The sequence below is a fragment of the Niveispirillum sp. FG156 genome (assembly GCF_057809555.1).
Genome location: NZ_JBMDKE010000004.1, coordinates 156,302 through 176,670, shown reverse-complemented (window position 1 = coordinate 176,670; position 20,369 = coordinate 156,302). Strand labels below are relative to the sequence as shown.

The following is a 20,369-nucleotide window of genomic DNA, read 5'->3' as shown; positions in this document are numbered from 1 at the left end:
ATCTCGTCATCCCGGCTTTCGCCGGGATGACGAAGGGGGGCGGCGCTTCAACGTAAACCTGCCAAACCCTTACGCGGCCCGCACCGATGCCAGGAACCGGTCCACCTGCGCCTTCAAGGCACCGGCATGGTCGGTCAGTTCGGCGGACGCGGTCAGCAGTGCCTTCGATTCCACCCCCGTCTGGGCCGTGCCCTCTCGCACATCGACCACCGCCATGGTCACGGTCTCCACACCGTTGGAGGCGTGGCGGGCGCTGCGGGCAATCTCGGTGGTGGCGGCGTTCTGTTCTTCGACGGCAGACGCGATGGAGGTGGAAATCTGGTTCACCTGTTCCACGGTGGAGCCGATTTCCTTGATGGCCTTCACCGCCTCGCCCGTTGCGGCCTGGATTTCCGCGATGCGCTGGGCGATATCCTCGGTGGCGCGCGCCGTCTGGCTGGCCAGGTTCTTCACCTCCGACGCGACAACGGCAAAGCCCTTGCCGGCCTCTCCCGCCCGCGCCGCCTCAATGGTGGCGTTAAGGGCCAGAAGGTTGGTCTGGCTGGCAATATCGCTGATCAGGCCCAGCACCTCCCCGATGCGGTCGGCCTTCACCGACAGACCATCGACAAGGCTGTTGGTGTGGCTGGCCTGTTCGGCGGCGCGGCGGGTGCGGTCGGCGCTATCCTCGATCTGGCGGGCGATCTCCTGGATCGACGCGGCAAGCTGCCCCGCCGCCGTCGCCACGGCCTGCACATTCTCCGTCGCCTGACCCGACGATGCCTCCACCGTGTCCACGCGTTCCTCCGCCGCACCGGCGGTGGTCAGCAGCAGTTCGGCGGATTGCTTGATATGATCGGACGAGGTGCCGACGGCGGCCACGACAGCACTCACCTCATCCTCGAACCGCTGGGCCAGGGCCTGCATCTCGGCCTTGCGGGCCTGTTCGGCGCGTTCCTCGGCGGCGGCCTGCTCGCGGCGCAGGCGGTCGGCCTCGATGGCGTTGGTCTTGAACACCTGCACCGCGCCGGTAATGTCGCCCACCTCGTTGGCGGCCTCATTATCGGGGATGTCGGTGGCAAGGTTGCCATCGGCCAGACGCAGCATGGCATCCGTCAGGCGGCGCAGCGGGGCCAGCGACCCCACCACCCACCAGGCCATGCCACCACCCAGCACCAGACAGATGCCACAGACCAGCAGCATCAGCTCTGAAAAGCCACGCGCCTGTGCCCGCGTGGCATCACCGATCAGGCCATTATCCTTTTCCTGTTTGTCGATGAAGCGGTTGATCCGCAGCAGCCATTCCGACAGATCCAGCCGGACCGTGGACAGCAGCAGTTCCCGCGCGTCCGCATCCTTGCCGGCCTGGCGCAGCTCGATCACCTTGTTGATGCCGGGCAGGGTCTTGGCCTCGATCTCCTTGATCGACGCCAGGATCTGCCGTTCGTCGGGCAGGATGTCCTTGCGGGCCGCAAACATCTCGTCCATGGCCTTGGCGGAGGTGGCGTAGGCGGCTTCCAGCTTGCGAATATCGCTCACGACCAGATCGAACTTCGACGGATCGACCAGCACGACATCGCGCAACGCAATAGCCCGGTCATGCACCGAACCGCGGAAATTGATGGCATAGCGCTGCTTGACGCTGTTCACGTCGTTGATCTGGGTCAGGCTGGCGTTGATCAGGCTGACCTTCTGCACGCCGATGCCGGTCAGCACGACCAGCAGCACCAGAAGCACCCCGAAACCGATCAGCACGCGGGTCTTGATCTTGGCATCACGCAACATGCGCATGGAACGCACTCATTTCATATGGATTAGCCCGAACGGGCGCTGAGACCGCTAACTGACGCCGTATCCTTCATGGACACAGTGACGCACCGCACAGTGTCCCCCACACGCTTTTGCCATTGAAGGGCTGTTGCTGCCGGGCGTAGCAAGGAAGCTGACGCCAGCGTTGAAGGGGTTAAGGGAAGTGCGGACCATCCTGACCATCCAGTCCCATGTCGCCTTCGGCCATGTCGGCAACCGCGCCGCCGTCTTTCCGCTGGAACGGCTGGGGTTTGATGCCATCGCCGTCAATACAGTGCAATTCTCTAACCATACCGGCTATGGCGCGTGGACGGGCATGGTGCTGCCGCCCGACCATATTGCCGATGTGTTGAAGGGGGTGGAGGCACGCGGGGCCATGGACGGGGTGCATGCCGTCCTGACCGGCTATATGGGTGATGCGGCGCTTGGCGATGTCGTCCTGTCCGCCGTAGCACGGGCCAAGCTGGGGAATGCGGACGCTATCTACTGCTGCGATCCTGTCATGGGCGATGTCGGGCGCGGGTTCTTCGTGCGGCCGGGCATCCCGGAATTCTTCCGCGACCGCGCCGTGCCCCAGGCCGACATCATCACACCCAACCAGTTTGAGCTGGAATTCCTGACGGGCCACACCGTCACCGACCTGTCATCGGCCCTGTCGGCCACGAAGGCGGCACGCAAACTGGGCCCGCGCTGGGTGATGGTGACCAGCCTGACGCGCAGCGACGCGCCCGATGACAGTATCGAAATGCTGCTGGACGGGCCGGATGGGGCCTTCCTGGTCGCCACGCCGCGCCTGGACCTGTCGCCCCTGCCCAATGGGGCCGGTGATTGTGTCGCTGCCCTGTTCCTGGCGAAGTTCCTGGAAACCGGTGATGGGCAGTTGGCCCTGTCGCATGCGGCGTCTGCCATCTATGCAGTGTTCAAGGCCACGCGTGATGCCGGGCAGCGGGAATTGCAGATCATCGCGGCACAAGATCAGCTTGTTCACCCTTCCCGCTTTTTCAGCGCCAGCCGCGTGGACTGATGCGCGTGCATGGTGCGGGGCTTGCAGCACCCCTGCCGCTTGTCTATTTGAACTGATGACCCTGCCGCCTTAGGAGCGCCGAACGGATGTCCCGCCTGACCCTTGCCAGCCTTGCCCTGATCACGGGCCTGCTGTCCGTGCCATCCATCCAGGCCCAACCCGCCGTGCAGCGCGGCCCGCAGGGAGAGTTCGGGTGCGAGGTGCAGAAGGGCAATCCCTGCCAGGGCCGCGTCGATTTCAACACCGGTAAAAGCTTTGAGTTCAAAATCCCCGGCCCCGGCGACGTGACCTTTGAGAACAAGGGCAACAAGCGTTGCATTCTGGAATATTCCATCACGGAAAGCACGCTGGCCGCCACGGGCCGGCAGCTGTCGCTGGGCCCCGGCCAGAATCAGGTGCTGGCCGTGCGCGATGCCGGCGGCATGGTCATCCGCTTCTTCAATCGCGGCATCGGCTCCACCTCCTGCGACCTGACGGTCAGCCTGTCCTGACGGGCCGCCCGTCACAGGCCCGTTACACACCGTAACTGTCAGGCAAAACCAGTTCTGCTATCGGCTTCGTCCTTAACCTCAGCGATTGAGGCAACGAAAAGGACGGAGTGTGTGATGATGAAGCGCGGTTTTGCCCTGGCCCTGCTGGCCTGCGGCCTGTCCTGCCTGCCGGCCCTGGCCGGTGCCCGGAATGAGGCCACCGTGATCATGCCCGATGATGAACGGGTGAAGGCCCTGTTCACGGAATGGGGCTTTTCCGATGCGGTGGTGACGGGCGATACCGTCTATCTGTCCGGCGTGGTGGCGGCCCTGCGCCCCGGTGAGACCGATCTGAAGGTTGCCTATACCCGCACCATGGACCGGCTGGGCATCATCCTGGGCCGCGCCGGCGTAGGTTGGGACGATGTGGTGGAAATGACCAGCTATCACACCGACATTCCGGGCCAGATGCCGGCCTTCAAGGAAGTAAAGCACCTGTATATCAAGGCGCCCTTCCCCGCCTGGACCGCCATCGGCATCACCCGTCTGGTGCCCGACAATGGCATCACGGAGATCAAGCTGGTCGCCAAGTTGCCGAAGAAGAAGGACGGAGCGGTAGCACCTTGAGGGGCGTTCGTAGCGCGGATTAGGCAAAGCCGTAATCCGCGCTACGAGAAGCCCCCTCAGAACCCGGCGCGCAGCGACAGGCGCAAATCGCGCCCCGGCTGCGGCAACACATCCTTCAGGAAGGAGGTCGCCAGCCGCACCTCCTCATTCGTCAGGTTGCGCAGTTCCAGCAGCAGGGTGACATCACGGTCGGCGATGGGGTGCCAGTCCAGCGAGGCGTTGAACACCATCGCGTCGTCGGTCGGCAGCTCATACTCTGCGATACGCTTCTGCTTGCCGGTCCACACGCCCTCAAACCGCGCGGCCACCGTCGCCAGTTCAAAGCCGACACCGGCGCGTGCCGACAAGGCCGGGATGCGCGGCAGGGGCATGTCATTGTCGCGGTCGGTGGCGCGGACATAATCCACCCCGCCATCCAGCGTCACCGTCACCTGATCATTGCGCAGAACCGTCGTCTCCGCCTCCACCTCAAAGCCCCAGAAACGGGCATCGGTGGCGGAGAATTGGGCCAGCGGCAGGCCATCCTCCTCCGCGCCCGTCAGACGCTCATAGATGTACTTGTCGTAATCGGTCAGGAACAGGTTGACCGACCCCGTGACCGGTCCGCCCGATTTCTTCAAGGTCGCTTCCACGCCCAGGCCCGTCTCCTTGCCGAGCGTGCCGTCGCCCCGCTCATAGGTGCTGGTGGCCAGATGCGCGCCGTCGGACAGCAGTTCCTCCGCATTGGGGGCGCGCTGGGTACGCGACAGGGTGACGCCGGTCATCCAGCCATCGCCCAGTTGCCGCGACGCCCCGGCGGACAGGGAGACGGTGGTGAAATCGCGGTCGAAATCGACGCTACCCGCCGTCACATTCTGCCGCTCCACCCGCACCCCGCCTTCCAGCGCGAAGGGCGCCAGGTCCAGGCGCTGCAAGGTGAAGACACCCATCTGGTCGGTGTCACTGGGCGGCAGGAAGGCCTCGTCCCCGATGGCCTTGAAGTTGCGGCTGCTGGCCTGAACGCCGACGGCCCCCGACAGGTCGCCCATGGCGCGCTGCACCATCTCGATGCGGCCTTCCCAGCCCTTGTTCAGGAAACGGGTCCCCGTCTCCCCGCCTTCCAGCTCCTTATGCTCATAATCGGCCCAGCCGAAACGCACGCGCGTGGTCTCAAAGATGCCATAGGGTTGATTGACCTCGCCCATCAGGTCCAGGCGCGTCTGGCCCAAATCGATGCGCACGGGGCCTTCCTCTTCCTCGCCCTCATGGCTGTGGCCGGCGGGAACGCCGTAATTGCTGTCGAACCGGCTGGCCGACACGCCCAGGAAGCCCCAGTCACCCAGATAGGACAGGCCGGCGGTGGCGCCCTTCTGCGTCAGGTCGCTATTATCGACCCGGCCCTTGGCCTCTTCCCCCTCCCCTTCATGCTCATGATCCTCCCCTTCGCGCAGGATTTTGGATTCCAGGAAGCCCGGCACCTTGTAATCGTCGGCCTGACGGTAGAACCCGTCCAGATGCAGCACGAACGGCCCGTTCAGCCTTGCATCAATACCCGACGCCAGGGAGCGTTCATCGGCATTGCTGCCCACCCCGATCCGGGCAAAGCCATCGACACCGTCCTTCGGCTCGGCAATCGGGATGCGGCCATCCAGGACATTGATCACGCCGCCCACGGCGTTATTGCCATACAGCAGGGTGGCCGGCCCGCGCACCACCTCCACCCGCTTGGCGGTGGCAAGGTCCAGGGCCGGGGCATGGTCAGGGCTGGTGCTGCTGGCATCGATGCTGCCAATGCCGCCCGACAGGATGCGGATACGGTCGCCACCCTGACCCCGAATGATGGGCCGCGACGCGCCAGCCCCAAAGGCCGTCTGTGACAGGCCCGGCAGCTTGTCCAGCGCCTCGCCCAGCGTGGTCGACAGGGCGCGGTCCAGCGCCTCGCCCGACAGGCTGGACGTGCCCTGCAGGATATCGAACCGCTTGGCCCCGATGGGCGAGGCGGTGACGATGATCTCCTCCACCCTTTCATGGGCGGAACCATCGGCTGCCGGTTCCTGCTGCGCCATCGCGGGTGCTGCCGCCACCGCACCGCCCATCACCGCCGCCACCAGCCAAACCAGCGCCTTATCAGTCCGCATCGCTGAACCCTCAATCCAATTACGTTATAACGTAACGCTTGATAGTCAGGTTGATGGCGGCGGGTCAAGCCTTGATGCGGTGCGGTCTTGTCGCAGGGTGGGTGAATGGTGCTGTGGGTGAATGACAGGTTGCACAGCTTTCCTGCCTCCCCGGCGAAGGCCGGGGCCCAGGGGTCACAAGCTCAAACCTCACCGCGCTGTTGATCGCGGCTATGGACAGGTCGGGCATTTGGCCCCTGGGTCCCGGCCTTCGCCGGGAAGGCAGGAACGGGGTGATAAACGCCCGCCCCTCACCCCGCCACAACCAGCCCCAGCCCCACCACCAGCCCCGCCGCGATCAGAGCGCTGATGGCGTACAGCGCCATGCCGGCGCGCAGGTCACGGGGCGTGGCGCGGGCGCGGCCATTGCCCAGCCAGGGTTCCTTGACCACCCGGTCGCCCTCCCGCCTGGGTCCGGCCACCGACAGGTCCAGAACGCCGGCAAAGGCGGCGATGGGCAGGGCGTCGGCCCCCATCGGGTGGCCCTTGGCCCCACGCACATCGCGCAGACCCGACGCGGCACGCGCGCGCGGCACAAAGGACGCCGCCAGCAGCAGGACCAGCGCCGCGATCAGGGCGGCCGGAAAGCCAACCCAGGAGGTCAACCGCCGGGCCAGCGCGCCGAACCGTGCATGGCGCGGCGTGTCATGGCCGATGATGCGCGCCGTCCCGTCCAGTGCGGCCCAGGCCAGCAGGCCCGCCAGCCCGAACAGGGCATAGAACAAAGCCGGGGCCACCACCCCATGCGTCAGGGCGCGCGCCGCCCCCTCCGCGCCGGCCCGCACGATGCCATGATCGTCAAGGCTCCAGAGCTGCCGGTCGGTAAGCGGCCCCACGGCCTGGCGCGCCGCCTCCGTCTCCCCCGCCTCCAGCGCCGACACGGTCCGCGCCATGGCGCCCCAGGGCAGGCGCAGGGTCAGGCAGCGCACCAGGATGATCAGTTCCACAAACCCACCCGCCGGCACATGCCGCACCAGCACCGACAGGCAGAACCCAACCAGCAGGCCCAGCGTCAGCAGCAGCAGGGTGACCAGACTGCCTCTGGCATGGCGCACCCCATCCGTCCGGTCGATACGGTTCAGCCGCCGGTCGAACTGCACCACCGCACGCGCCACCAGATCCGCCGGCCCCGGTAGAAACCGGCGCAGCAACGGGCTGTCACCGATACAGGCATCGACGATCAGGGCAATCACCAGCAGCAGCAGGGTATCAACCCCACCGGAATAGGGCAGCAGCATGGGGGCACATCCACGCGGGACAAGGGTGGCCCATGGTTAACCGGTGGCCCTGCCCGGCGGAAGGGAAATCATGGCGACATGAGATATCGTAGCGCGGATTAGGCGTAAGCCGTAATCCGCGGAAACCCCGGCACCGTTCTTCCGCGGATTACGCTTCGCTAATCCGCACTACGCCTTCCCCGCCTTCGGCCATGTGATCGTGTCGACCGCCCCGCATTCATCACAGACGGCATGCCAATCGCTGTGGCTGGTGCCGCAGCTGCCGCAGCGCCAGCGGGGATCGGCCGGGGCCGACATGGCCTGGTTCAGATAGGCCTGAACCTCCGGCCCCTCCCCCTTTTCCGCCCGCGCCACATCGGCCAGCCGGCGATAGGCGCGGGTGGTGGGGGCCAGTTCGCGGACCTTGTCCAGATGCGACCGGGCGACACCCCACAGCTTGGCATTGATCGCCGCCTCGGCCAGAGCGAAATGCGCGTCGGCCTGACCGGGTTTCAGCGCCACCAGCGCCTCATAGCGCTTGACCAGGGTCAGCGGGTTCTGGTCCGCCGACGCCTCGCCCCAAACCTTGGCCAGATCGGGGTGCGGCGATTGCCGCCATGCCTGTTCCAGAACCTTCACGGCCTTGGAATGTTTGCCCGCCTTGGCCAGCAGCCGGGCCAGCAGCGTTGCCGCCGGCACGCGGGCCGGGTCCAGGTCGAACGCCGCCTGGGCCGATTGCAGGGCCTGATCGGGGCGGCCTGTCGCCATGGCCTTGCGCGCCTCTTCAATCAGAAGGGCGGCGCGGCGGTGGCCGGCATCCTCCTTGGGCAGGGCCTTGACCTTCTGCGCCTTGACCAGGGCGGCATCCGCCTCCAGCCAATTGCCACCGCCAGCCTCCAACTCCGCCAGCGCCTTGGCCGGCCAGTCGGCCTTGGGCCGCAGTTCCAGGGCGCGGCGGGCATGGTCAAGGGCCGCCGGACGGTCGCCCAACTCCATGGCTTGGGTCAGCAAGGCACGCCGCGCCGCCAGCTCCGTCGCCGGCTTGCCCAGCATGGCCTTATAGGCGGTGGAGGCCGCCACGGCATCCCCGCGCAGCTCCGCCGCCCGCGCGGACAGCGGCAGGGTCAGCGACGGTTCACGCAGCAGTTTTTCCGCCGCCTTGGCGGATTTGGTGGCGATGTCGGCATCGCCCGCCGATGCCGCGACCCAGCCCTGGGCCAGGGCGCGGAACCCGCCTTCGCGCCGCTTTGTATTGCGGCTGCGGCCAAAGGCGCCGGGACCATTGCGCAGGATGCGCCACAGACGCCCGATGGTGGCGGCGATCCAGGCGGCCAGCAGCACCAGGATGGCGCCGATGCCCACCGGCATCTCGATCACATGCTCCAGCCATTCGATGGTGACCCGGCCCGGACGCTGCGCCAGCCAGACGGCAGCGGCCACCAGAATGCCGATCTTCAGGAAGAATATCAGGGATTTACGCATCAGCGGGCCTCCCCGTCCCTGGCCCCGTTAATGGCCCCGGTCCCGGCATCCGCCTTGCCCGGACCCGCCATGCGGGCCAGCGACATGTCGGCCAGGGTGGCCGCGGCGGCTTCCGCCGCCATCCGCGCCTCGGCCAGTTTCAGCCAGTCGGCGGCGGGGCCGGCGGCATGGGCCGGCAGCTTCTCCATCTCCTCCACCGCGCGCGGCAGGTCATTGGCCAGCATCGCCGCCTCGGCCCGCGCCAGCACGGCATCGGCATTATCGCCCGCCACCTCGCCCGAGGCGCGGCGGAAGGTGATGATGCTGGTCAGGCGGCCTAGGACACGGTCGGTCCAATCCGCCCCCTCCCGGTCGCGGTCGGCGCGCAGGACGGCGGGCGCCAGCAGGCGGAACTTCTCCCGCAGCTCGATATCCCCCGCCAGTCCGTTTTCCGCCGATGCCGACAGGGGCGCCAGCAGATCCAGAAGCGCGGTATCATTGGCGGCCAGCGCCTGCGCCGACCGCAATTCCCGCGCATAGGGGCGGCCACCACTCAACGCTGCCTGCAACTGCCCCACGGCAATAATCAGCGCCTCACCCACGGCGCCCATCTGCCGGCGGGTTTCCAGCATGGTCAGGCGCGGGATCACCTCCGCCGACACTTCCTCCAGCGTCTGTACGCGGTGGGTCAGGGGGCCGATGTCGACAGTCTCTGTCTTGCGGTCTTCCAGGGCGGCGATCCGGTCGGCCAGCGCCTCGGTGGCGGAGATATCAACCCCACCCTGCGGCCCCTGTTCGGCTGGCACCTGCACCGTTTCGCGGGCAACAATGGTCGTGTCACCCGACAGGCGGCGTTCCAGCGCATCCTGACGCTTCGACAGGGTATCCAGCGACGCGCGCAGGGCCTGCTGCTCCGTCTCCACCGCATTCAGACGCTGGGCCAGCGGCGACAGGTCGGCAATGGCCGGCGGCGGTGCGGTCCAATCGCGCCAGAAGCCATAGCCCGACAGACCCGCCGCACCCAGCGCCAGCAGCAAGGCCGTCCCGCCCAGCAGGCCACCGCCGCCGCTGCGCTTGGCCGCCACCGGCGCCGGGTTCAGTTTCGGCGTGGCGGGCTTTGCCTCCGGCTTCTGGGCATTGGACGCGATCTCGCGTTCCAGATCGGCCAGGCTGGGGCCTTTGCCCGTCTTGTCACTGTCGCTCATTCCTCAACTCCCCTTCACCGCCGGCAGCAGGGCCAGCAGGCTGGCCGCATCGGGCTGCACCGCCACACGGGTCTGGCTGAAACCGAACCCCTGGGCGGCGCGCGCAACCGCAGCCGAAATGCACAGGGCCGTCAGACCGCCCGTGGGCACCGACAACCCGGCCTTTTGTGCCAACCTAACAAACACGCTGGCCGTACGCGGCGAAAAAAGCGCCACATAGGCCACCTGTCCCTCACGCAGGGCCGACACCGCCGCATCGGGCAGATCATCCACCGGCACAGCGCGATAGGCGGTAATCCTTGTGACAACAACGTCAGCGGGCAAAAGTTCCCCGGCCACATCCTCACCCGACAGGTGCAGGACCCGTGGCCCCCGGCCCGACAGCAGCCGCGACAGGGAGATGACATCCCCGCCGGCGGCATAAACCTCCCGAAAGCCCAGTTCCCTTGCCAGCGCCGCCGTGCGTTCCCCGACGGCATAGAGCGGCAAGGCACGCTCCACGCTACGCGCGGCCAGTTCGCGCAGGCCATTGGCAGAGGTGACAGCAACGGCGTCAAAGCCCGTCAGGTCAAGGGGTGGTCCCGGCACAGGCTGGATGGTCAGAAGCGGGGCCAGCACAGGCCGGTAACCCAGCGCCTTCAACGCCGCTTCCGTCTCCGCCGCTCCCGGTTCCGGCCTTGTGACCAGGACGCCCGTCACACCACCAGCCCGTCAGGGTTGATCCCGGCAAAGAAGGCGGCGGGCAGCTTGGATTTCAGCTCCTGCCCCGCATCGATACCCATGGCCAGGGCATCGGCCTTGTTCCCGGCGCGGCCCGTCATGAACCATTGCTGCCCATCTGGCCGGATGACCAGGGCCTTCAGCGACATGGCATCGCCATTGATCAAGGCCAGGGCCGCGATGGGCGTACGGCAGGACCCATCCAGGGTCGCCAGCACGCCGCGTTCCGCCGTGACCCGCAATTCGGTTTCCGCACAGTTCAGCGCGCGGACATAGGCGTTGGTGCGATCATCACCTATGCGCGTCTCGATCCCGATGGCGCCCTGCGCCACCGCCGGCAGCATCTGTTCTTCCGAAAGCACACCCGTCGCCTTGTCCACCAGACCCAGACGGTTCAACCCCGCCATGGCCAGAAGGGTGGCATCGACCAGCCCTTCCTCCAGCTTGCGCAGACGCGTCTGCACATTGCCGCGCAGCGCCGCGATGCGCAGGTCGGGCCGGCGCATCAGAACGATGGCCTGCCGGCGCAGGCTGGCGGTACCGACCAACGCGCCCTCCGGTAACTCATCCAGGCTGGCAGCCTTGGGGCTGAACCAGGCGTCGCGATGATCCTCGCGCGGCAGATAGCAGATGATGTCCAGCCCGTCCGGCAGGGCCGTCGGCACATCCTTCATCGAATGCACCGCCAGATCGACAGCGCCATCCAGCAGGGCCTGCTCGATCTCCTTGGTGAACAGCCCCTTGCCCCCCGCCGCACTCAAGGTGCGGTCCAGGATGCGGTCGCCTTCGGTCTTGAAGGTGACGATCTCGACCGCCCCCGCCTCCGCCAGTTCCGGGAAGGCAGCGGCCAGACGGTCGCGGGTCTCAATGGCCTGCGCCAACGCCAAGGGGCTGCCGCGCGTGCCGATGCGGAGAAGGGCTTTCATACCTTCCTCAATACCGCTTTCGGGGCTTCGGGGGAAGTGGCCCGATGCAAAGTCCGTTAACCTTTATCCGCCGCCTGCACCACCGCCCGCTGATACGCGGGGCGGGCCTGCAGGGCCGACAGGATGCGGGTGATATTGGGGTGGGTGGCCGCCGTTACCCCGGCGCGCATCACAGCCACTTCCAGGGGGAAGCTCATCATGATGTCGGCGGCGCTGAATTCATTGCCGGCCAACCAGACCGAACGCCCCGCCTCCTTCTCCACATAATCCAGGTGAAGCTTCACCTGCTCCTTGACCATGCCGCGGATGGGCAGGGCCAGCAGGCCCATCTTGTCAGAGATCAGCTTCAACAGAAGCTGCGGCATCAGCGAGCCCTCGGCGTAATGCATCCAGTAGCGGTAGCGCCAATGGGCATTGGCGTTGTCGGCAGCGGGCGCCAGATGCGGGCCATGATGGGCCAGCAGATATTCGATGATCAGACCGGTTTCCACCAGCACCTTGCCATCCACCTCCACCATGGGCAGCTTGCCCAGCGGATGCAGGTCGCGCAGGGCCACAGGCGCGCGCATGGTCTTCTTGTTGCGGCGATGACGCACGATCTCATACGGCACCCCCAGTTCCTCCAGCAGCCAGATAACGCGCAGCGACCGGGAGATGTTCAGGTGGTGGACGCGGATCATGGCGGTGCCCTTCCGTGGAAACTGTTCAGCGGGAATAGCACGGGCGTGCGGTTTGTCAATCAGGACGGGGGTGCGCGCGGCCATATTCGCCGCCGCCATGGCTGCAATGTCCCGCCGCCCTTGCCGCCGGGCCGACGGACGCTTAGGTTCTGCCCCCATGAAAGTCCTTGGCATCGAAACCAGCTGTGATGAAACCGCCGCCGCCATCGTCGAAGATGATGGTGAGGGGCCGGGCCGTGTCCTGTCCAATGTGGTGTTGAGCCAGCTGGACGATCACCGCCCCTATGGCGGTGTGGTGCCGGAAATTGCGGCACGCGCCCATCTACAGCATCTGGACCGGCTGGTGCGCGAGGCGCTGGAGCGTGCCGGGGTCGGCCTGTCCGGTCTGGACGGCATTGCCGCCACCGCCGGGCCGGGCCTGATCGGCGGGGTGATGGTGGGGGTGATGACGGCCAAGGCCATGGCCGCCGTGACAGGCCTGCCCTTCATGGCCGTCAACCATCTGGAAGGCCACGCCCTGACGGCGCGCCTGACGCATGGGGTGACGTTTCCCTTCCTGCTGCTGCTGGTCTCGGGCGGGCATTGCCAGTTGCTGGCGGTGGAGGGCGTGGGGCGTTACCGCCGCCTGGGCACCACCATCGATGACGCGGTGGGGGAGGCGTTCGACAAATCGGCCAAGATCATGGGCCTGGGCTATCCCGGCGGCCCCCTGATGGAAAAGGCGGCGGGAGGCGCGACCGATCCTGGCCGCTTCGACCTGCCGGTGCCCATGAAGGGCCGGCCTGATTGCGATTTCAGCTTTTCCGGGCTGAAGACCGCCGTGCGCCGGCATGTGGAAAATCTGGGCGGCACCCTGTCGGATGCCGACCGCGCCGATCTGGCCGCGTCCTTCCATCAGGCCGTGGGCGACAGCCTGATCGACCGCTGCACCAAGGCGCTGAAACTTTTCAAGGCAGAGTTCCCAGAGGGCAAGACCCTGGTGGTGGCCGGCGGTGTCGCCGCCAATCAGGTGCTGCGCGCCCGCCTGACCGATCTGTGCCGCCGGCACCGGTTCGATTTCGTGGCCCCGCCACTGGGCCTGTGTACCGACAATGGCGCCATGATCGCCTGGGCCGGGCTGGAACGGCTGCGCCTGGGCCTGACCGATGGCCTGGACTTCGCCCCCCGCCCCCGCTGGCCGCTGGACCCGAATGCCAAGGCGGCACCGTTTGCGGGGGTGAAGGCTTAAAACGGCCCTCACCCTCCCACATGCTGGCGCATGCGGGCCCCTCCCTCTCCCACGTTCGTGGGCGAGGGGTGAAATTTCAGCCCCTCGCCCGCTTGCGGGAGAGGGAGGGGCCCGGCGGCGTTAGCCGACGGGAGGGTGAGGGTAGCCCCCCATCCTCAATCCAGGAAATACCGGTCCAGCGCCTTCAGATCAGCGTCCAGCTCATAGACGATGGGCTTGCCGGTCGGGATTTCGAACTGGACGATTTCATCATCGCCCATACCGGACAGATACTTGACCAGACCGCGCAGGCTGTTGCCATGGGCGGCGACCAGCACGCGCTTGCCCGCCTTCACCTGCGGGGCGATCACATCGGTCCAGTAGGGCACCACGCGGGCCACGCAATCCTTCAGGCTTTCGGTGCGCGGCAGCTGTTCCTTGGACAGGTCGGCATAGCGCGGGTCGGCATCGGGCAGACGCTCATCATCCTCGGCCAGGACGGGCGGGGCGATGTCATAGGAGCGGCGCCAGATCTTGACCTGATCGGCGCCATGCTTGGCCGCTGTCTCGGTCTTGTTCAGGCCCTGCAGGCCGCCATAATGGCGCTCGTTCAACTGCCAGCTCTTGAACTGCGGCACCCAGATGCGGTCCATGGCTTCCAGGGCCAGGTTGCTGGTCTTGATGGCGCGCTTCAGGACCGACGTGTGGCAGATATCGAAATCCAGGCCCGCCGCCTTCAACTTGACGCCGGCCTCTTTGGCCTCCTCCACGCCCTGCGGCGACAGGTCCACATCGGTCCAGCCCGTGAACAGATCCAGCTGGTTCCACAGGCTCTGACCATGGCGGATCAGGACAAGCTTCGTCATCTCCCAAGTTCCCTTATGCATGGCCCCGGCGGCGGGGGCGTTATCGATGCCGGCCAGCGTCCTACCATATGGCACCACCCGGACCAAGGTCTGTTCCAGGGGGAACGGGTTGACCAGAAGGCGTTGCGCTCTTTCCCCGTCATCCCGGCGCAAGCCGAGACCCAGGGGCCAAGCGCCCGGCCTGTCCGTTGCGTTGATCAAGGCAGCTGCGAGGTTTGATCCTGTTGCCCCTGGGTCCCGGCTTTCGCCGGGATGACGAATAGGGAAGGTGCTCGATCAGATGATCAATCCGCCGGGCCGATATGCCCGTCGCGGATCATCACTTCGGCGATCTGCACCGCGTTCAGGGCCGCACCCTTGCGCAGATTGTCGGCCACGATCCACAGGTTCAGACCGTTTTCGACGGTGCTGTCCTCGCGGATACGGCTGATGAAGACATTGTCCTCGCCGGCGATTTCAACCGGGGTGACATAGCCCTCGTCCTGGCGGTGATCGACGACGGAGATGCCGGGGAAGGCGCGCAGGGCCTTGCGGGCCTCGTCCGCACTGATCGGGTTCTCGAACTCGATATTCACCGATTCCGAATGGCCGATGAATACCGGCACACGCACGGCGGTGGCCGTCACCTTGATGGCGGGGTCCAGGATCTTCTTGGTCTCCACCACCATCTTCCACTCTTCCTTCGTCATGCCATCGTCCATGAAGGTATCGATATGCGGGATGACGTTGAAGGCGATCTGCTTGGTGAACTTCTTCTTCTCCACCGGATCGTTGACATAGATGGCGCGGGTCTGCGTGAACAGTTCGTCCATCGCGTCCTTGCCGCCCCCCGACACCGACTGATAGGTGGAGACGACAACGCGGCGGATCTTGGCCAGATCATGCAGCGGCTTCAGCGCCACCACCATCTGGATGGTGGAGCAGTTGGGATTGGCGATGATGCCCTTCTTGCGCCAGCCGGCCAGATGGTGCGGGTTCACTTCCGGCACGACCAGCGGCACATCCGGGTCCATGCGGAAATGGCTGGTATTGTCGATGACGCAGGCGCCGGCGGCGGCGGCCTTGGGCGCGAACTGGGCCGATATCTTGGCACCGGGGGAGGACAGCACGAAATCGGTGCCGGAGAAGTCGAACTTGGCCAGATCCTGGACCTTCAGGACCTGATCCTCACCGAACGACACCTGCTGACCGACGGACCGTTCCGACGCCAGGGCTACAACCTCGCCCACCGGGAAATTCCGGTCTGCCAGCGTCTGCAGCATCTCCCGGCCGACATTGCCCGTGGCGCCAACGACAGCGACCTTGTAACCCATTTTCCCGGCCCTCAAATCAGTAGGATGAAACAGCGGGGCGACGGCGCAATATCCTTACGCCTTGACAAGCCCCGGCGAACGCTTTGACTTATGCGTTGGGCAGCAAGATGGCAAGAAAATGACCTAAGCGCCCATGTGGCGGGAGGATTGCAGCCATGGCACAGCGTGAATACCAGACGTTCGAGGCTTTCTGGCCCTTCTATCTGCGCGAACATTCCAAGAAGGTGACGCGCGGCTTCCACTATGTGGGCAGCGCCATCGCGCTCAGTTTCCTGGCAATATTCGCCGCCACTCTGGACCCGCTCTGGCTGCTCGGCATGCCCCTGTCGGGCTATTTCTTTGCCTGGTTGTCCCATGCTCTGGTGGAGCATAACAAGCCCGCCACCTTCACCTATCCGCTCTGGTCGCTGATTGCCGATTACCGGATGTTCTTCCTGTTCGTGGCGGGCCGGTTGGGGCCGGAATTGCGCCGCGCCGGGATTGATGGTTAATTCCCCCTGACCTTTTCCGACCCCAGCCCCAAGGAACGCGCGCGTGCCGTCCATTCAGGAGATCATCGCCCAGTCCATCAAGGACGCCGACAAGTCCTTCTTCAATGAGGATTACATGAAGCAGGCGAAATCGGTGGTCGATGCGCTGCGCAAGTCGGGGCTGGAGGTGGTGCCGGTGAAGCCGCCGGACGAACTGGTCACCTACGCGTCGGAGAACATACCGTTCGGCCGGTTGCGACCCACGGATTTCATCCGCACCATGTATTCGGTCATGGTGGCCAACGCCCGCAAATTCGTCAGTTGAAGCCAAGGGTCATCATTTATGACCCTTGGTCCGGCGGCGATTGAGGACGCAAATTGACAACGCTGTTTTGCGACTGCGAAGCAAAACGAAAAGCTGTGGATATGAACCTTTTACGCTCATACTTTGGTGTGCAAGCCAGAAAAGCTCTGGCATAGTGGCGACAGGGTTCGAAGGCCCAGCCCCATACAGGCGACAGGGAAGGCAGCGCAGGCTTGACGGCGGAAGCGGCACAACCGGCGGAACCGACATGGCGACGCCCCTCGACAGAGGAGCTGCTGGAAGCCCTGCGCCGTCATGTCAAGCTGATGGAGGGCCGCATCGGCGGCCAGCGCGCCATTTTCGTGCTGTGTGACCTGCGCGGCGTCAACCTCTCCAACATGGATTTGCGCAGCGCTGAACTGACCGGGTCGCGCTTTGATCAGGCGCAGATGGTGAAGACGCGGCTGATCGGGGCCAACCTGTTCGCCGCCGACCTGCGTCTGGCCAATCTACAGCAGGCGGACCTGTCCAAGGCCGACATGCGCGGCATCACCATGCGCGGCGCCGACCTGACCAAGGCCAAGCTGCGCGACACCGATGTGCGCGAGGCGGTTTTGGCCGTCTATCGCGGCGGCAAGCCCCTGCCCCAGGCCTTTGACGGGCGCATCCCCAACCTGGCCGCCGTCATCGCCAACAATGCCGATTTCTCCGGCTCCAAGATGAACGGGGCCATCACGCTGAAGGCGGATTTCACCGACGCCAACCTGCGCCATGTCGATCTGCGCGGCGCCGATCTGCGCGGGGCCAATTTCAAGGGCGCCATGCTGGACGGCGCCAACCTGCAGGGCGCGCAATTGCAGGAGGCGGATTTCGCCGGTGCGGTCCTGACCGACGCCATCCTGCGCGATGCCCTGGCTGAAGGGGCGAATTTCCGGGGCGCCATCCTGGACCCCCACGCCATGAACGACCTGAAACGCACCGGCGCCCTGCTGCCCGGCACCCTGGACGGGGCCGAACCGGTGGAGGCGCTGCTGGCCGCCCATGCCGATTGGGTGGTGACGGCGGGGCGCAGCGGCAAGCGTGCCGATTTCAGTGGCCGCGACCTGATGGGCCTGGACATGCGCGGCCGCAATGTCACGGCGGCAAAGATGCCCTACGCACTGGCCCGCCGTTCTTTGTGGACCAATGCCTGCATGGTCATGGCCGATCTGGAATGCACCGATATGCGGGACACCCAGATGGGTAATGCCGACCTGCGCGGGGCCAATCTGGAACGCGCCCATCTGGGCGGGGCCTTTCTGCAAGGGGCCAACCTGACACCGCTGGTCAGTGCCGACATGCCTGACCGCCGCTGGCCCGCCCGCCTGTCCGGCGCGCGCTTCCAGGGGGCGGACCTGCGGAATGCCGACCTGCGCGGGGCCATCGCGCGGGGCACGGATTTTACCAGCGCCGACCTGCGCGGGGCCAAGCTGGACGGGGCGGACCTGGAAGGTGCGACCTTCGCCCAGGCACGGCATGACTGACCGTCAGATATCGACCTGCATCCTGGCGGGATGGCAGGTCGATATCCGGGGATTTTCGTTCAGTTGCCGGCCCATTGCGTCGGGTCGGTCGGATTGACCAGCGGCACCCAGCACAGGGCGACCGATGGCTGCGCGAATGTGTAATTGAACGTCACATTGTACGACCATCCCTTCGGCACCGGCAGAAAGGCACTGTTGCAGCCCAGCCAGGTATCGGCGCCGGGATAGAAATTGATCGATGTCGATGCCATGGTCGCATCCGTATCCAGCGTCGTCCCCGCCGGACCCATCTCGATCGTGGCATATGCGATGGTCTGGTCGCATGACCTGCCATCAATCAGCAGGATCAGGAACCCGTCGGTTGGCACATTGGGCACTGTCAGGGGCAGGTTGTCGGGCTGTGGCGGGCCATAGGCCAGAAGCTGCTGCGCCGGCTGGAAGGAAAGGGCCCCGGCCAGCGGCGCCCATTGCGCCGCATAGATGACGTCGCCGAAGGTGGTGTCACAGGTCAGCGTATAGGTTTCACCATTGCAGATGGGAACCAGCGCGCTTTCCTGCGGATAATGCACGTCGTCGCCGGGATAATAATGGATGGAGGCCGCCCCCCGCAGCACACCGCCGACCGTGACGGAGGCAGAACCGCGCGCCCCGCTGCCGCCACGGATCAACGACACCAGCAGAAAGCCGTCGCTGGCCGCCGTCTGGGTCAATGGTGCCGCCGTAGAGACAGACAGGCTGCTGGACGCCCCCAGGACCGATGCACTGCCATCGGCCCGGCCCAGGGCAAAGCTTTGGAACATGGTCAGCGGCGGGGGGCCGAACGTCGTGGTCTGCGCCAGTTCCGCGCGCAATCCCTGCTGCACCGGCACCGCCAGACTGGCCATCCAGGCATAGCGTTTGTCCTGTCCATAGAGATGGCCGGAGGCATAGGCGCAGGGCACCGCCGCGGCATCTGCCGGGCCGACAGAGCCGGTGGTGTAGCCGCGCGCGCCATCCACCGCATAGTTGGTCGACGCAACGAGGATCGTATCCACATTGTACTGGATCAATGCCGATGCCTGCACGGGGTCCGGCGTGCTGATATGCGGGGTGTTCAGATAGACCCTTGCGGCGGCATCCATGGTCGCAACCCGCGTGGCCGCATCCGTCCCGGTGATCAGCGCCGACAAGGGCAGGATCTCCGGTGCCAGTCCCGCCGTGCCCAGGCCCAGCAGCAGCACGGGATTGGCATAACAGGATGGGAAGAACGACGCCGGCTTGTCCGGCGCATAGGTGCCGCCAACCGCGCTGGTGGTTGATGACATGTCGTTCTGATACTGATCCAGCCATTGGCTTTCGCTGTAGCTGGTGCTGGCACTGCCCGTGACCTTGCCGATCTCCGTCTGGAACGAGCCGGAGATTGCCGCCTGAAGCTGCGCATGATCGGCGGTCTTGACCACGCTTTTCGAGATGGTGGTGGCCTTGGTCATGAACCCGCCAAAGACACCGGAAACCAGGAAATAGGTCCCATATTTAAGGAAGAACCCGGCATAGGCCTGATAATCGCCCGTGGACCCAATCGTGGCCGGCAACGCCGCCAGGTCGGTGCTGAAGCCCGTTGTCAGCGATGCCTGCGCGGCGCTGCAATCACGCCGGATGCTGTAACATTGCTGCGTGGCGAAGGTCAGGAAATATTCCTTCGTCACGTCACTGAAAAAGCTGGCGCCATAGGTCAGGCTGCTGGAAACACTGCCTGAATATTTCTGGCCATGCAGGCCTGCCGACACGGCGACAGAGAAAGAATATTTGAAATCGGAAACGGTCCGCATGAAATGTTCGGAATTGCTGTAGCCGAATTCCGTGCGCTCCAGAAAAACCACCCCGTCGGGAATGGAACATGTGACGCTGTTGAACTGGCTCTGGGCGCCATTCGCATAGGCCAGTTGAAAGATCGGCTGCGTCAGGAACGATGATTGCCGTGGATCAAAGCCGTTTGTCAGATACGGCGTGCAGTTCGGCGGGGGCAAAGGATTGGGCAAGGCGGTAGCGACCGCGGAAGCGGCTGGGGTCGCAATGGACATGGTTGTTCCTTTCCAACGGCAAAGACCAGAGGCGGCTTTGCTGCTTGAGTGCCGTGCGGATAAAGAAAAGCGGTTCACATTCACATTCTGTGGATGTGCTGAACGACCGCTTTGTCATGAGACGGCAGGAAAGTAACATTAACTTTGCGTTTACGCAATCGGATTTACATTAAATGCATATGACTTTTATTGAGCTAGACCGGGTTTACGTTGACTGGAATCATTCCCTATCGTCATCCCGGCGAAAGCCGGGACCCAGCGTAGAGCGGCGTCCGCCGCGACATGAGCCATATCGGCGCTAACCGCGCCTCACGCTGTGCCCCGGCTTTCGCCGGGCAGGCAATCTATGTGT

General features: G+C 65.3%; 18 protein-coding genes. 7 read left to right on the top strand and 11 right to left on the bottom strand.

All coding sequences use genetic code 11. The features are described from left to right. Positions 1-69: 69 nt before the first annotated feature. Positions 70-1,770, bottom strand: a complete 1,701-nt coding sequence (locus ACODSP_RS04245; RefSeq protein WP_488964384.1) for a methyl-accepting chemotaxis protein — start codon at positions 1,768-1,770, stop codon at positions 70-72. A gap of 181 nt (positions 1,771-1,951) precedes the next feature. Between ACODSP_RS04245 and pdxY the strand changes: the two genes are divergently transcribed. From pdxY to ACODSP_RS04230, 3 genes are all read left to right on the top strand, one after another. Next, positions 1,952-2,812, top strand: coding sequence for a pyridoxal kinase PdxY (pdxY, locus tag ACODSP_RS04240; protein WP_488964383.1), 861 nt, complete (start codon positions 1,952-1,954; stop codon positions 2,810-2,812). An 86-nt stretch (positions 2,813-2,898) separates the two neighbouring features. Further along, a complete protein-coding gene (locus tag ACODSP_RS04235) occupies positions 2,899-3,303 on the top strand; it encodes a hypothetical protein (protein WP_488964382.1) in 405 nt (134 codons plus the stop codon). Between the two features lie 114 nt (positions 3,304-3,417). Further along, positions 3,418-3,909, top strand: a complete 492-nt coding sequence (locus tag ACODSP_RS04230; protein WP_488964381.1) for a Rid family hydrolase — start codon at positions 3,418-3,420, stop codon at positions 3,907-3,909. A gap of 56 nt (positions 3,910-3,965) precedes the next feature. Here the strand turns inward: ACODSP_RS04230 and ACODSP_RS04225 are convergent, their stop codons facing one another. From ACODSP_RS04225 to ACODSP_RS04195, 7 genes are all read right to left on the bottom strand, one after another. Continuing rightward, positions 3,966-6,026: a TonB-dependent receptor gene (locus ACODSP_RS04225; RefSeq protein ID WP_488964380.1), complete on the bottom strand. Its 2,061-nt coding sequence runs from the start codon at positions 6,024-6,026 to the stop codon at positions 3,966-3,968. Between the two features lie 290 nt (positions 6,027-6,316). Next, a complete protein-coding gene (locus ACODSP_RS04220; RefSeq protein WP_488964379.1) occupies positions 6,317-7,303 on the bottom strand; it encodes a cobalamin biosynthesis protein in 987 nt (328 codons plus the stop codon). Between the two features lie 168 nt (positions 7,304-7,471). Next, positions 7,472-8,764, bottom strand: coding sequence for a heme biosynthesis protein HemY (locus tag ACODSP_RS04215; protein WP_488964378.1), 1,293 nt, complete (start codon positions 8,762-8,764; stop codon positions 7,472-7,474). Beyond that, positions 8,764-9,948 carry a COG4223 family protein gene (locus ACODSP_RS04210; protein WP_488964377.1) on the bottom strand — a complete coding sequence of 395 codons (1,185 nt, stop codon included), beginning with the start codon at positions 9,946-9,948 and terminating at the stop codon, positions 8,764-8,766. Before ACODSP_RS04210 ends, ACODSP_RS04215 begins: the two co-directional genes overlap by 1 nt. 3 nt (positions 9,949-9,951) lie before the next feature. Beyond that, positions 9,952-10,647, bottom strand: coding sequence for a uroporphyrinogen-III synthase (locus tag ACODSP_RS04205; RefSeq protein ID WP_488964376.1), 696 nt, complete (start codon positions 10,645-10,647; stop codon positions 9,952-9,954). Next, positions 10,644-11,594 (bottom strand): hydroxymethylbilane synthase, encoded by a 951-nt coding sequence (hemC, locus tag ACODSP_RS04200; protein WP_488964375.1) that lies wholly within the window; start codon positions 11,592-11,594, stop codon positions 10,644-10,646. The genes ACODSP_RS04205 and hemC overlap by 4 nt, the downstream gene beginning before the upstream one ends. 56 nt (positions 11,595-11,650) lie before the next feature. Next, positions 11,651-12,274 (bottom strand): glutathione S-transferase family protein, encoded by a 624-nt coding sequence (locus tag ACODSP_RS04195; RefSeq protein ID WP_488964374.1) that lies wholly within the window; start codon positions 12,272-12,274, stop codon positions 11,651-11,653. A 157-nt stretch (positions 12,275-12,431) separates the two neighbouring features. On the opposite strand from ACODSP_RS04195, the gene tsaD reads away from it, so the two are divergent. Next, positions 12,432-13,502: a tRNA (adenosine(37)-N6)-threonylcarbamoyltransferase complex transferase subunit TsaD gene (tsaD, locus tag ACODSP_RS04190; protein ID WP_488964373.1), complete on the top strand. Its 1,071-nt coding sequence runs from the start codon at positions 12,432-12,434 to the stop codon at positions 13,500-13,502. A 155-nt stretch (positions 13,503-13,657) separates the two neighbouring features. Here tsaD and gpmA read toward each other — a convergent pair whose 3' ends face one another. Beyond that, positions 13,658-14,347: a 2,3-diphosphoglycerate-dependent phosphoglycerate mutase gene (gpmA, locus tag ACODSP_RS04185; protein WP_488964372.1), complete on the bottom strand. Its 690-nt coding sequence runs from the start codon at positions 14,345-14,347 to the stop codon at positions 13,658-13,660. Positions 14,348-14,631: 284 nt separating this feature from the next. Further along, on the bottom strand, positions 14,632-15,660 hold the full coding sequence (locus ACODSP_RS04180) for an aspartate-semialdehyde dehydrogenase (protein ID WP_488964371.1): 1,029 nt from the start codon (positions 15,658-15,660) through the stop codon (positions 14,632-14,634). A gap of 155 nt (positions 15,661-15,815) precedes the next feature. Here ACODSP_RS04180 and ACODSP_RS04175 point away from each other — a divergent pair, with 155 nt between their 5' ends. The 3 genes from ACODSP_RS04175 (at position 15,816) to ACODSP_RS04165 (ending at position 17,957) form a co-directional block, all read left to right on the top strand. Beyond that, complete coding sequence (locus ACODSP_RS04175; RefSeq protein ID WP_488964370.1) at positions 15,816-16,151, top strand: Mpo1-like protein; 336 nt, start codon at positions 15,816-15,818, stop codon at positions 16,149-16,151. Positions 16,152-16,194: 43 nt separating this feature from the next. After that, on the top strand, positions 16,195-16,455 hold the full coding sequence (locus ACODSP_RS04170; RefSeq protein WP_488964369.1) for a hypothetical protein: 261 nt from the start codon (positions 16,195-16,197) through the stop codon (positions 16,453-16,455). A gap of 212 nt (positions 16,456-16,667) precedes the next feature. Next, a complete protein-coding gene (locus tag ACODSP_RS04165; protein WP_488964368.1) occupies positions 16,668-17,957 on the top strand; it encodes a pentapeptide repeat-containing protein in 1,290 nt (429 codons plus the stop codon). A 59-nt stretch (positions 17,958-18,016) separates the two neighbouring features. On the opposite strand, the gene ACODSP_RS04160 is transcribed toward ACODSP_RS04165, so the two are convergent. Further along, a complete protein-coding gene (locus tag ACODSP_RS04160; protein ID WP_488964367.1) occupies positions 18,017-20,017 on the bottom strand; it encodes an MAC/perforin domain-containing protein in 2,001 nt (666 codons plus the stop codon). Between the last annotated feature and the right edge of the window lie 352 nt (positions 20,018-20,369).

Excerpts from the sequence above, each read along its gene's own strand:
- ACODSP_RS04215 (WP_488964378.1), bottom strand. The coding sequence starts at position 8,764 with ATGCGTAAATCCCTGATATTCTTCCTGAAGATCGGCATTCTGGTGGCC.
- tsaD (WP_488964373.1), top strand. The coding sequence starts at position 12,432 with ATGAAAGTCCTTGGCATCGAAACCAGCTGTGATGAAACCGCCGCCGCC.
- ACODSP_RS04225 (WP_488964380.1), bottom strand. The coding sequence starts at position 6,026 with ATGCGGACTGATAAGGCGCTGGTTTGGCTGGTGGCGGCGGTGATGGGC.
- ACODSP_RS04195 (WP_488964374.1), bottom strand. The coding sequence starts at position 12,274 with ATGATCCGCGTCCACCACCTGAACATCTCCCGGTCGCTGCGCGTTATC.
- gpmA (WP_488964372.1), bottom strand. The coding sequence starts at position 14,347 with ATGACGAAGCTTGTCCTGATCCGCCATGGTCAGAGCCTGTGGAACCAG.
- ACODSP_RS04245 (WP_488964384.1), bottom strand. The coding sequence starts at position 1,770 with ATGCGCATGTTGCGTGATGCCAAGATCAAGACCCGCGTGCTGATCGGT.
- ACODSP_RS04230 (WP_488964381.1), top strand. The coding sequence starts at position 3,418 with ATGATGAAGCGCGGTTTTGCCCTGGCCCTGCTGGCCTGCGGCCTGTCC.
- ACODSP_RS04235 (WP_488964382.1), top strand. The coding sequence starts at position 2,899 with ATGTCCCGCCTGACCCTTGCCAGCCTTGCCCTGATCACGGGCCTGCTG.
- ACODSP_RS04220 (WP_488964379.1), bottom strand. The coding sequence starts at position 7,303 with ATGCTGCTGCCCTATTCCGGTGGGGTTGATACCCTGCTGCTGCTGGTG.
- ACODSP_RS04180 (WP_488964371.1), bottom strand. The coding sequence starts at position 15,660 with ATGGGTTACAAGGTCGCTGTCGTTGGCGCCACGGGCAATGTCGGCCGG.
- ACODSP_RS04175 (WP_488964370.1), top strand. The coding sequence starts at position 15,816 with ATGGCACAGCGTGAATACCAGACGTTCGAGGCTTTCTGGCCCTTCTAT.
- ACODSP_RS04160 (WP_488964367.1), bottom strand. The coding sequence starts at position 20,017 with ATGTCCATTGCGACCCCAGCCGCTTCCGCGGTCGCTACCGCCTTGCCC.
- ACODSP_RS04210 (WP_488964377.1), bottom strand. The coding sequence starts at position 9,948 with ATGAGCGACAGTGACAAGACGGGCAAAGGCCCCAGCCTGGCCGATCTG.
- hemC (WP_488964375.1), bottom strand. The coding sequence starts at position 11,594 with ATGAAAGCCCTTCTCCGCATCGGCACGCGCGGCAGCCCCTTGGCGTTG.